Annotated in this window: 10 protein-coding genes and 1 pseudogene; 5 read left to right on the top strand and 6 right to left on the bottom strand. The window is 59.7% G+C overall.

The genetic code is table 11. The features are described 5' to 3' along the window. Positions 1–27 precede the first annotated feature (27 nt). The 3 genes and pseudogenes from grxD (at position 28) to AADJ04_RS10350 (ending at position 2,983) form a co-directional block, all read left to right on the top strand. Positions 28–345, top strand: a complete 318-nt coding sequence (gene grxD / locus AADJ04_RS10340) for a Grx4 family monothiol glutaredoxin (protein ID WP_044400131.1) — start codon at positions 28–30, stop codon at positions 343–345. A 194-nt stretch (positions 346–539) separates the two neighbouring features. Beyond that, positions 540–1,546, top strand: a pseudogene (locus AADJ04_RS10345) (AAA family ATPase). A 117-nt stretch (positions 1,547–1,663) separates the two neighbouring features. Continuing rightward, positions 1,664–2,983, top strand: a complete 1,320-nt coding sequence (locus tag AADJ04_RS10350) for a hemolysin family protein (RefSeq protein WP_341239559.1) — start codon at positions 1,664–1,666, stop codon at positions 2,981–2,983. 63 nt (positions 2,984–3,046) lie between these two features. Here the strand turns inward: AADJ04_RS10350 and AADJ04_RS10355 are convergent, their stop codons facing one another. Further along, positions 3,047–3,715: a lytic transglycosylase domain-containing protein gene (locus AADJ04_RS10355; RefSeq protein WP_341239560.1), complete on the bottom strand. Its 669-nt coding sequence runs from the start codon at positions 3,713–3,715 to the stop codon at positions 3,047–3,049. A gap of 17 nt (positions 3,716–3,732) precedes the next feature. Continuing rightward, positions 3,733–5,475, bottom strand: a complete 1,743-nt coding sequence (locus AADJ04_RS10360) for a proline--tRNA ligase (protein ID WP_341239561.1) — start codon at positions 5,473–5,475, stop codon at positions 3,733–3,735. 91 nt (positions 5,476–5,566) lie between these two features. On the opposite strand from AADJ04_RS10360, the gene AADJ04_RS10365 reads away from it, so the two are divergent. After that, a complete protein-coding gene (locus AADJ04_RS10365) occupies positions 5,567–6,259 on the top strand; it encodes an RNA pyrophosphohydrolase (protein WP_066696209.1) in 693 nt (230 codons plus the stop codon). A gap of 193 nt (positions 6,260–6,452) precedes the next feature. On the opposite strand, the gene proB is transcribed toward AADJ04_RS10365, so the two are convergent. From proB to rplU, 4 genes are all read right to left on the bottom strand, one after another. Next, complete coding sequence (proB, locus tag AADJ04_RS10370; RefSeq protein WP_341239562.1) at positions 6,453–7,592, bottom strand: glutamate 5-kinase; 1,140 nt, start codon at positions 7,590–7,592, stop codon at positions 6,453–6,455. A 66-nt stretch (positions 7,593–7,658) separates the two neighbouring features. Further along, entirely contained in the window at positions 7,659–8,729 is a 1,071-nt protein-coding gene (gene cgtA, locus AADJ04_RS10375; RefSeq protein WP_142081915.1) for an Obg family GTPase CgtA, read from the bottom strand. A gap of 250 nt (positions 8,730–8,979) precedes the next feature. Further along, positions 8,980–9,237 carry a 50S ribosomal protein L27 gene (gene rpmA / locus AADJ04_RS10380; RefSeq protein WP_044400157.1) on the bottom strand — a complete coding sequence of 86 codons (258 nt, stop codon included), beginning with the start codon at positions 9,235–9,237 and terminating at the stop codon, positions 8,980–8,982. Between the two features lie 15 nt (positions 9,238–9,252). Then, positions 9,253–9,564 (bottom strand): 50S ribosomal protein L21, encoded by a 312-nt coding sequence (gene rplU / locus AADJ04_RS10385; RefSeq protein WP_010462012.1) that lies wholly within the window; start codon positions 9,562–9,564, stop codon positions 9,253–9,255. Between the two features lie 207 nt (positions 9,565–9,771). On the opposite strand from rplU, the gene AADJ04_RS10390 reads away from it, so the two are divergent. Next, a complete protein-coding gene (locus AADJ04_RS10390) occupies positions 9,772–10,701 on the top strand; it encodes a polyprenyl synthetase family protein (protein ID WP_341239563.1) in 930 nt (309 codons plus the stop codon). The last annotated feature ends 399 nt before the right edge of the window (positions 10,702–11,100 follow it).

Genomic DNA, 11,100 nt, shown 5'->3' on the forward strand with positions numbered 1-11,100 from the left:
GTCCGCCTCTTTTTCAAGGAGTACCCCATGAGCGACACCCAACAACGCATCGACGCCCTCGTCAAATCCAGCGACATCCTGCTGTTCATGAAGGGCAGCGCCAGCTTCCCGATGTGCGGCTTCTCCGGCCGTGCCATCCAGATCCTGAAGGCCTGCGGCGTGGACCCCAAGAGCGTGGTCACCGTGAACGTGCTGGAAGACGACGCCATTCGCCAAGGCATCAAGGAATACAGCAACTGGCCCACCATCCCCCAGCTGTACGTGAAGGGCGAATTCATCGGCGGCTCCGACATCATGATGGAGATGTACGAGTCCGGCGAACTCAAGCAGGTGCTGGGTACCTGAGGCTGAGCCCCCCCCCGCGCACCAGGCCGCCTTCGGGCGGCTTTTTCTTTGGTACGCGGCAAGCCACGCCGCTTGGCCACCACAGGGATTGGGATGGCTGCAACACCGGCACCATTTCAGGGCTTTTCCCACATTGAGGCTGGGCATGTTGTGTGCTTGAATGACAGCGTGACCCCAACACACAGGAGCATGCAATGACCAGCCATAGCCTTGTTCCCCAAAGCGCCGCACTGCGCATTCCGGTGGCGCAGATGCGCAACGTGTTTCACCCTGGGGATGTGGAACGCAAACTGGCCCGCCTGCAGGACGCAGGCAGCCAGCGCGAATACGAAAACCTGCGTGCCGTGTACGAACGCATGCTGGAACGAGGGCCTGAACGCTTCCAGGTCAAACCATCAGGGGTGCCCGACATGAGCGGCCTGTACGAGCTGCTGCCCAACTTCACCGACGTGCTGGACGATGTGAAACGCCACGTAGCCCTGGCGCAAGACAGCAGCGATGGGCTGGAGGTGACCCCATGCTGCTGCTGGGCCCACCCGGCATCGGCAAGACCCACTTTGCCCGCCACCTGGCCGAGTTGCTGGGCACCGGCATGAACCTGCTGCCGATGAGCTCCATGACTGCTGGCTGGCTGCTGTCGGGGTCGTCTGCGCAATGGAAAGGCGCACGCCCCGGCAAGGTGTTTGAGGCCCTGGTGGAGGGCGAATACGCCAACCCCGTCATCGTGGTGGACGAAATCGACAAGGCCAGCGGCGACGCACAGTACGACCCGCTGGGAGCCCTGTACAGCCTGCTGGAGCACGACACCGCGCAGAGCTTTACCGACGAATTTGCCGAGGTGGCGATTGACGCCAGCCAGGTCATCTGGATCACCACGGCCAACGATGCACGAGGCATTCCCGACCCCATCCTCAACCGCATGAATGTGTTTGAGGTGGATGCCCCCACGCTGGAACAGGCCCGCACCATTGCGCTGAACCTGTACCAGGACATTCGCCACAGCCACGACTGGGGCCGCCTGCTCGACCCTGAGCCGCAGGACGATGTGCTGGACCACCTGGCCCACATGCCACCCCGCGAAATGCGCCGGGCGCTGATGACGGGCTTTGGCAATGCACGCCTGGATCGCCGCTCGACCGTGGAGATTGCAGACCTGCCCAAAGCCGCCAACGCGCGCGGGCGCATCGGCTTTGTGCAATGAACCGTTACGGGCAGACCACGCGCCACTGAACGGCACAGCCCTGCCTTGAGGCGGGGCTGTACGGACAGATACACTTCATGGACCGTTGTGCCATAGCGCCACGCTCTGTCACCCTCCATGACCCAAAGCCTTTTAGTGATTGCGCTGCTGATTGCAGCGAGTGCCTTTTTCTCCATGGCAGAAATCTCGCTGGCCGCAGCCAGGCGCTTGCGCCTGCGCCAGATGGCCGACGAAGGAGACCCACGCGCTGACTTGGTGCTGCGCATTCAAGAACAGCCCGGTGACTACTTCACCGTGGTGCAGGTAGGGCAAAACGCCGTCGCCATCCTGGGCGGTATCGTGGGCGAAGACGCCCTCAGCCCCCACTTCAGCAGTTTCTTCAGCGTCTGGATGAGCGACGCGTCAGCAAATACCGCCGGGTTCATCGCGTCGTTCCTGATCATCACGTCGCTGTTCATCCTGTTTGCCGACCTGTTCCCCAAACGCCGGGGCATGGCAGAGCCCGAACGGCTGGCCGTGCGCCTGGCGCGGCCCATGGCCTGGTTCATGGCGCTGCTGCGCCCTCTGGTGTGGTTCTACAGCCGGGGGGCCGATGCTTTGTTTCGGCTGCTGGGCCTGTCGTCGCTGCGCGACGATCGCATTACGTCAGACGACATCCTGGCCATGATGGAAGCCGGCGCCCGCGCGGGCGTGCTGGCCGCGCGCGAGCAGCAGGTGATCACCAATGTGTTTGAGCTGGACACCCGCACTGTCTCCAGCGCCATGTCACCCCGCGACCGGGTAGCGTTCTTTCTGCGGGACGAACCCGACTCCGTCATCCGGCTGCGTATTGCCGCCGAGCCTTTTTCGACCTACCCCGTGTGCGAGGGCGACATCGACCACGTAGTGGGCTACGTGGACGCAAAAGACCTGTTCCAGCGCGTGCTGAACAACCAGCCCATCTCGCTGGCAGACGACAGCCTGGTGCGCAAGGTGCTCATCGTGCCGGACAAACTCACGCTGTCGGAAGTGCTGGAGCAGTTCCGGCAGGTGCATGAGGACTTCGCCGTCATCGTCAATGAGTACAGCCTGGTGGTGGGCGTGGTCACACTGAACGACGTGATGAGCACGGTGATGGGGGACCTGGTGGGCGGCCCTTCGGATGAAGAGCAGATCGTGCAGCGCGACGAGAACTCGTGGCTGATCGATGGCGTCACCCCCGTCAGCGACGTGGTGCGTGTGCTGGACCTGGACGAACTGCCGCACGCGGGCGAGTACGAGACGCTGGCGGGCTTCCTGATGGTGATGCTGCGCCGCGTGCCCCGCCGGACGGACAGCGTGAGCTGGAAGGGATTCAAGTTCGAGGTGCTAGACGTGGACAGCTACCGCATCGACCAGGTCATGGTGTCGCGGCTGCCTTCCTCAGACAGCCCGGCCGCGCTACCAAGCGTGGGCTAGCGAGATGGATGGGCCTGAGGGAGTGGGGTTCATGCCCCATGCGTTCCCCAGACTCGGCGCGCCTCAACCCAGATTCGTTTTGGCTTCAAACGCCCAGTTGCGCTGGGCGGCGAACACCGCGTTGGGGTACGGCGGCTTGCCCCGGCTGCCGTTGTAGCGGCCCAGGGCCATGAACAGATCACCCTGTTCGCGGTCGATGTAGTGGCGCAGGATCACGCAGCCAAAGCGCAAATTGGTCTGCATGTGAAAGAGCTTTCCCGGGTCCCCATCGCCAATCACACGGGTCCAGAAGGGCATGACCTGCATGTAGCCCCGCGCACCCACGCTGGACACCGCAAACTTGCGGAACGCACTTTCGACCTGGATCAGCCCCATCACGAGGGACACATCCAGCCCTGCGCGCTTGGACTCGTACCAGACCGTCTGCAAAAAGTCGCGGCGCATTTCCCAATCGGGCTTGCGGTTGCGCAGCCGGTCGCTCATCGTGCCCAGCCAGCGCAGGTAGCTCAGGCGAGACTCGGTAGAGAAGAACACGGGCTCGGGTGGTGCCTGATTGGCGATCGCAGAACTCAGGGCAGTACGCACCGAGTCCATCAACGGCTCTTCCAGCTGGCCGCCCGCATGGGCTTGTCCAGGCGCCGCCAGCCAACCGGCAGGCGCTGCGGCCGCAATCAAGCACGCACGGCGCGAAATACCCCGCACGCCGCGCTCCAAACCGCTATCCCCTCGCACGCTGTCCACCTCCTGCGTCATACCGCCATGCGGCCTTTCACATGGGCCGCAACATCGCTCACCGCCACCTTGGTCGCAGCAGCATCGCGGCGGTGCTGGTACTCGACCACACCTTCCTTGAGGCTCTTGTCGCCAATCGTGACACGGTGGGGTACACCGATCAACTCCCAGTCGGCAAACATGGCACCGGGGCGCTCGCCGCGGTCGTCCAGCAAAACATCCACGCCCTGCGCCAGCATTTCTGCATAGAGCTTCTCGGCCGCCTGTTTCACTTCTTCGCTGCGGTCCATGCCAATGGGGCAAATCACCACGGTGAACGGAGCGATGGCGTCGGGCCAGATGATGCCGCGCTCATCATGATTTTGCTCAATGGCAGCGGCGGGCAGGCGGGTAATACCAATACCGTAGCAGCCCATTTCAAAGGGTTGCGGTTTGCCGTTCTCGTCCAGGAAGGTCGCGTTCATCGCGCGGCTGTACTTGGTGCCCAGATAGAACACATGGCCCACTTCGATGCCGCGCTCAATCGCCAGAACGCCCTTGCCATCGGGCGATGGATCACCTGCCACCACATTGCGCAGGTCTGCCACTGCGTCTGGCTCAGGCAAATCACGGCCCCAGTTCACGCCGGTGATGTGGAAGTCCGCCTCGTTGGCACCGCACACCCAGTCGGACATCACCGCGACCTCGCGGTCGACCACGATCTTCACGGGCTTCTGCAACCCGATGGGCCCCAGGTACCCTGGCTTGCAACCAAAGTGGTCTTCAATCTCCGCCACGGTCGCGAAACGGAAGTTTTCCAGCCCGGCGACTTTGTTGACCTTGATCTCATTCATGTCATGGTCGCCACGCAGCAACAGCAACCAGACCTGCGTCTTCACAATTTCGCCGTGCTCATTGGTGGTGTCGGTGGCCAGCACCAGGGATTTGACGGTGCGGCTCAGGGGCAGACCCAGCAGCTCCGCCACATCGGCGCAGGTGCTCTTGCCGGGGGTGGCTGTCTTGGCCATCGCCTGGCTGGGGGAGGGACGTGGGCCCTGGGGCGCCAGGGCTTCGGCTTTTTCCATGTTGGCGGCGTAGTCGCTGCCAGGGCAGTAGACGATGGCGTCTTCCCCCGTGGCGGCAATCACCTGAAACTCTTCGCTCAAGTCACCACCGATGGCACCGCTGTCTGCGGCCACTGCGCGATAGGTCAGGCCGAACCGGTCAAAAATCCGGCGGTAGGCCTGTGCCATGACCTGGTAGCTGGCTTTGGCTGCTGTCTGGTCGCGGTCAAACGAGTAAGCATCCTTCATGATGAACTCGCGACCACGCATCAAGCCAAAGCGTGGGCGGCGCTCGTCGCGGAACTTGGTCTGGATCTGGTAGAAGTTCTTGGGCAGCTGTTTGTAGCTGCGCAGTTCTTGCCGTGCAATGTCTGTCACCACTTCTTCGCTGGTGGGTTGCACCACGAAGTCGCGGCCATGGCGGTCGCTGATGCGCAGCAACTCAGGCCCCATCTTTTCAAAGCGCCCGGTTTCCTGCCACAGCTCGGCAGGCTGAACCACCGGCATGGTGCACTCCACAGCCCCGGCCCGGTTCATTTCCTCGCGCACGATAGCTTCCACCTTGCGGATGACCCGCAACCCCATGGGCATGTAGTTATAGATGCCCGCGCCCAGCTTCTTGATCAGCCCCGCACGCATCATGAGTTTGTGACTGACCACTTCGGCGTCTGCCGGAGCTTCCTTGAGGGTGGAGATAAAGAATTGAGAGGCTTTCATCGGGGCGAATTCAGTCTATTCAGACTGGTCCTCTTGCCGGGCGCATGGCACCGTGCATAATGGACGCAGTTTAAAAATTTGGGGTTCGATTATGCTTGACCGGGACGGCTTTCGGCCGAACGTCGGCATCATCCTGCTCAACCAAAAGAACCAAGTGTTCTGGGGCAAGCGGATCCGCACCCACAGTTGGCAGTTTCCACAAGGCGGTATCGACCGGGGTGAAACCCCCGAACAAGCCATGTTTCGGGAATTGCACGAAGAGGTAGGATTATTGCCCAACCACGTCCGCTTGGTAGCCCGCACAAGGGATTGGTTGCGCTATGAGGTGCCTGACCGGTATATCCGCCGCGATGCACGCGGTCACTACAAAGGCCAGAAACAAATCTGGTATCTGCTGCAACTGGTCGGTCACGACTGGGACTTGAACCTGCGCGCCACCAACCACCCAGAGTTCGACGCCTGGCGTTGGAACGACTACTGGGTGCCTCTCGACGTGGTTGTTGAGTTCAAGCGTGGCGTCTATGAAATGGCGTTGACGGAGCTGGCTAGGTACTTGCCGCGGCAAGACCAGCGCAACCGGTATTTGCGCAGCGGAATGCGTGCTCGCGATGGGGAACACGCACATGGCAACGCACATGCAGCGCCCGCGCTGCGCACCGGATCCATGCTGCTCCACCCCGCGATGGAACTCCCCCCTGGGGCGAGCTTCGATCCAGATCCACAAAACAGCTTGGCGATGGAGGCAGTTCACCCTGCCGTCAAGCCAGAAGCAGGAAGCACTTAGCGAAGCGACAACCCGCCGAAACGCAATCATGAATAAGCCGATGCCAGAGCAAACTCCTGCATCGGCTTTTTTCATGGGAATGATTTGGATCGGCTAAAAACTCAGAGAAGCGACCCTCACCCAGCGCTCGGCAGCAACCAGAGCAGAAACCATCAGGCGAGACAACGGTTCCCCGGAGCTTCGTTGGCTGCTTTTAAGCAACCGACAACACCAAGTTGTCCCTGTGAACCATCTCGGTTTCAGCCGTGTAACCGAGCAGCTTTTCAAACTCAGACGAAGGCTTGCGACATAGCAAGCGCGCCTCTGCGGCAGCATAGTTGGCCAACCCACGGGCAATCTCCGCTCCAGCTTCGTCACGCACTGCAATGACGTCACCCCGCGAGAAATCTCCTTCGACCGCAGTCATTCCGATCGGCAGCAGGCTTTTGCCCTCTTCCCTCAGTTTGGCGGCAGCACCGGCATCAACAGTCACAGCACCACGCAACTGCAGGTGATCGGCCATCCATTGCTTGCGCGCCTGCTTCTTTTGCGTTTGCGCGATCAGCAAGGTGCCCAGTGCCTGGCCATCCACCAATCGCACCAGCACATCCGGCTCTCGCCCCCACGCAATCACAGTGGATGCACCGGAACCGGCTGCACGCTTGGCAGCCAGGATCTTGGTAATCATGCCGCCCTTGCCGATACTGGACCCAGCCCCACCTGCCATGGCTTCCAGCGCAGGATCGCCCGCATTGGCCTCGTGCACGAACTGCGCAGCCGGATCACGACGCGGGTCTGCGGTGTACAAGCCCTTCTGGTCGGTCAGGATCACGAGAGCATCCGCCTCGACCAGATTGGCAACCAAGGCACCCAGCGTGTCGTTGTCGCCAAACTTGATTTCGTCGGTCACGACCGTGTCGTTCTCATTGATCACAGGCACCACCCCCAAACGCAGCAGCGTCAACAGGGTGGAACGCGCATTCAGATAGCGCTCACGATCAGCCAAGTCGGCATGGGTGAGGAGCACCTGGGCGCTGCCCATGCCTTGCTCCCGCAACTTGGTTTCATACATCTGGGCCAACCCCATTTGGCCCACCGCAGCAGCCGCTTGCAGTTCGTGAATCTCTTGCGGGCGGGCTACCCACCCCAGCCGCTTCATACCCTCAGCAATAGCCCCACTGGAGACCATGACCACTTCGCGCGGCACGCCTCCATCCCCTCGCACCAACGCAGCCAACTGGCGGCTCCATTCACCAATGGCGGCCTCGTCCAGGCCACGCCCTTCGTTTGTCACCAGACTGGAACCCACCTTGACCACGATGCGGCGGGCATCTCGCAATACGCTAGAAACCATGTTAAGGGTCTTTTTATGAGTAGACGCTTATGCAGCAAGCGCCAGCAGCTATTATTTTTATAGCAATTAAAGAGGCGTGTCACCGACAAAGCGTGGATCCACTTCCACAGGGGCGTTTTCCACCCTCTGCTCGCTTTGTACATGACGGTAGATGGCGTGAATCAGTGCCTCACAGCCCTCACGGGTCAGCGCTGAAATTTCAAACACGGGCCCCTTCCATTTGAAGCGCTTCACGAAATCCTTGACCCGCGCTTCGCGCTCCTCTACGGGCACCATGTCGAGCTTGTTCAACACCAGCCAGCGGGGCTTTTCATAAAGTTGGGTGTCGTATTTTTTGAGCTCGCCCACAATGGCCTTGGCCTGCGCCACAGGATCAATGGCGTCGTCAAACGGGGCCATATCCACGATGTGCAGCAATAGGCGCGTTCTCTGCAAATGGCGCAGAAACTGGTGACCCAGACCCGCGCCTTCGGAGGCGCCTTCAATCAAGCCAGGGATATCCGCCACCACAAAGCTCTGCTCCGGCCCCACCCGCACGACGCCCAAATTGGGGTGCAGTGTGGTGAAGGGGTAGTCAGCAATCTTGGGGCGAGCATTGGACACCGCCGTGATGAACGTCGACTTGCCCGCATTGGGCATGCCCAGCAGGCCGACGTCAGCCAGCACCTTGAGTTCCAGCTTGAGGTTCTTGCGCTCACCCGGCCAGCCTGGCGTTTTTTGACGCGGGGCACGGTTGATAGCGCTCTTGAAGCGCAAGTTGCCGAAGCCCCCATCGCCTCCTTTGGCAATGGTGATGACCTCTCCGGGGGTGAGCAGCTCATACAGCACCTCGCCCGTCTCAGCATCAGAAATGATGGTCCCCACCGGCATTTTCAGCGTGATGTCTTCGCCAGCGGCACCAAACATATCGGAGCCCATTCCGTGCTCACCGCGCTTGGCCTCATGGCGACGGGAGTATCGAAAATCCACCAAAGTGTTTAGATTCGGGTCTGCCACGGCAAACACATGCCCCCCACGCCCGCCATCCCCACCATTGGGCCCACCGAATTCCTTGTATTTTTCGTGGCGAAAAGACACGCAGCCATTGCCGCCATCACCTGCGGCAATGTCAATATAGGCTTCGTCGACGAACTTCATGGGGTATCCAATTTACAAAAGAGGCGCGAAAGGCAGGCGGTGATTTCTCATCGGCATCTGGAGTGACTTGAAATTCACTCCACCAACGAACCCCACCTGCGCTCACCCGGAGTCAGAAATGCTCAGCACTTCAGACCACTAACGGCCTGCTCTGGCCGAAAAATCCACATATTGCCAGAACCAGCAACCGCAGAACATAAACGACAAAGCCCCGGCAATGCGGGGCTTTGGATTCAACCAGAGGCAAACCTCAGGCTGGAGTCACATTGACAGTGTGCTTGGACAGTGCGCCCTTGGTGCCGAACGACACGTGGCCGTCAACCAAAGCAAACAGGGTGTGGTCCTTGCCCACGCCGACGTTGTTGCCGGGGTGGAAGCGTGTACCGCGCTGACGCACGATGATGGAACCAGCGCTGATCAATTCACCGCCGAAGGCCTTGACACCCAGCATCTTTGGCTTGGAATCACGACCGTTTCGCGTAGAGCCGCCGCCTTTTTTCTGTGCCATGACATCGACTCCTTATTAGGCAGCAATCGCACCGATTTGCAGCTCAGTGAACTGCTGGCGATGGCCTTGGCGTTTCTGATAGTGCTTGCGACGGCGCATCTTGAAGATGTGCACTTTGTCGTGCTTGCCGTGTGCCACGACGGTGGCTTTCACGGTTGCGCCGGACACCAGGGGCGTACCGATCTTGAGTTCAGCGCCGTTACCGACTGCCAACACTTGATCGATCACAATTTCCTGGCCTACGTCCGCAGCAATCTGTTCTACTTTAATTTTTTCGCCGGAAGCAACGCGATACTGCTTGCCGCCGGTTTTTATGACCGCGTACATGTGAACCTCTTGAATTGAGTTCCGCAAACCAATTTTTGCAGAGCCGCAGATTATGCCACAGCACCCCCAAAAAGGCTAGCCCGGCTCCGAGGAGGCACTCCTGCCCAACGCTTCATTCCTATAATCCGGGGAACTTTGGTAGCCGCTATCTTGACTGATCACCTCTCCTCCACAGCCTCCTCACCCCTCTCGCTAATCGCAGAGGACATGCGTGAAGTTGATATCGTCATCGGGCAACGCCTGACATCCACAGTCCCGCTGGTAGGCCAGGTCGCCCAATACATCATTGCGGCCGGCGGCAAACGACTGCGCCCAGCCCTTTTACTCATGGTGTGCGGAGCATTGAACTACCAAGGCTCACATCGCCACACCTTGGCAGCTGTGGTCGAGCTCATTCACACAGCAACCCTGCTGCATGATGACGTGGTCGACGCATCCACGCTGCGCAGAGGCAGAGCCACAGCCAACGAAACGTTTGGCAACCCAGCCAGTGTTCTGGTTGGAGATTTTCTCCACACCCGCTCCTTCCAAATGATGGTTGAAACAGGCAGCATGAGGGTGATGGAAATCTTGTCAGAAGCTACCAACATCATCGCCGAGGGCGAAGTCCTGCAATTGATGAACATGCACGACGCCTCCTTGAGCGAAGCGGATTACCTCAAAGTGATTCGCTCCAAAACCGCAAAGCTCTTTGAAGCCAGCGCGCGACTGGGAGCCGTACTGGCAAACTCACCACCAGCCATCGAGGACGCATGTGCCACCTATGGGCAAGCACTGGGCACCGCATTCCAGATCATTGACGATGTTCTCGATTACGCTGGGAATGCAGTCGAAATGGGCAAGAATTTGGGCGATGATCTGCGAGAGGGGAAAGCCACCTTGCCTTTGATTGCAGCCATGGAGCGCGGCACCCCTCAGCAAGCGGCCGTGATTCGCAGCGCGATTGAACAGGGCTCCACAGAGGAACTGGCAAAAATCATCGAAATCGTCCAGCAAACAGGCGCGCTCGAAATTGCAAGGTCCGCTGCAACCCAAGAAGCAAACCGCGCGATAGACGCCATTAGGCTACTTCCGGCGACCGAATTTGCTGCCGCAATGCGAGTGCTCGCCAATCAGCTGACAGACAGGCGAACTTAGCGCTACGCAAGTCTAGTCACACACGCATAAGCCAACACGTCAAAGAAACTTTAGACTGAGGCTGACTTCCACGGTTGTGCGAGTTTAAAGACTTGAAACGAATTGCCGCGAGGCCGTGCCTTGCGTAATCGATGAGAACTTGACGCATCACAGATGGAACCCGTCCGCGCAAATTGTACAAATGCAGCTGCAGATTGAGCGCAATAAACCAGCAATCGCTCAAAGCCAGATGCCACGGCAGGCAAGCATCCACACACCGAAGCAAGCATCTCCGTCAATTCGGAGCATTCAACAAACGGACTGAGTTCAAGGCGGAACATGGTGCGCGAACAACCATCTTTGCAATCTGACAGAGATATTTCAGCAAGATTCCTTCGCAAAATTTGGGACACAGCACCA

Source organism: uncultured Acidovorax sp., from assembly GCF_964021665.1.
Lineage (GTDB): Bacteria > Pseudomonadota > Gammaproteobacteria > Burkholderiales > Burkholderiaceae_C > Acidovorax > Acidovorax temperans.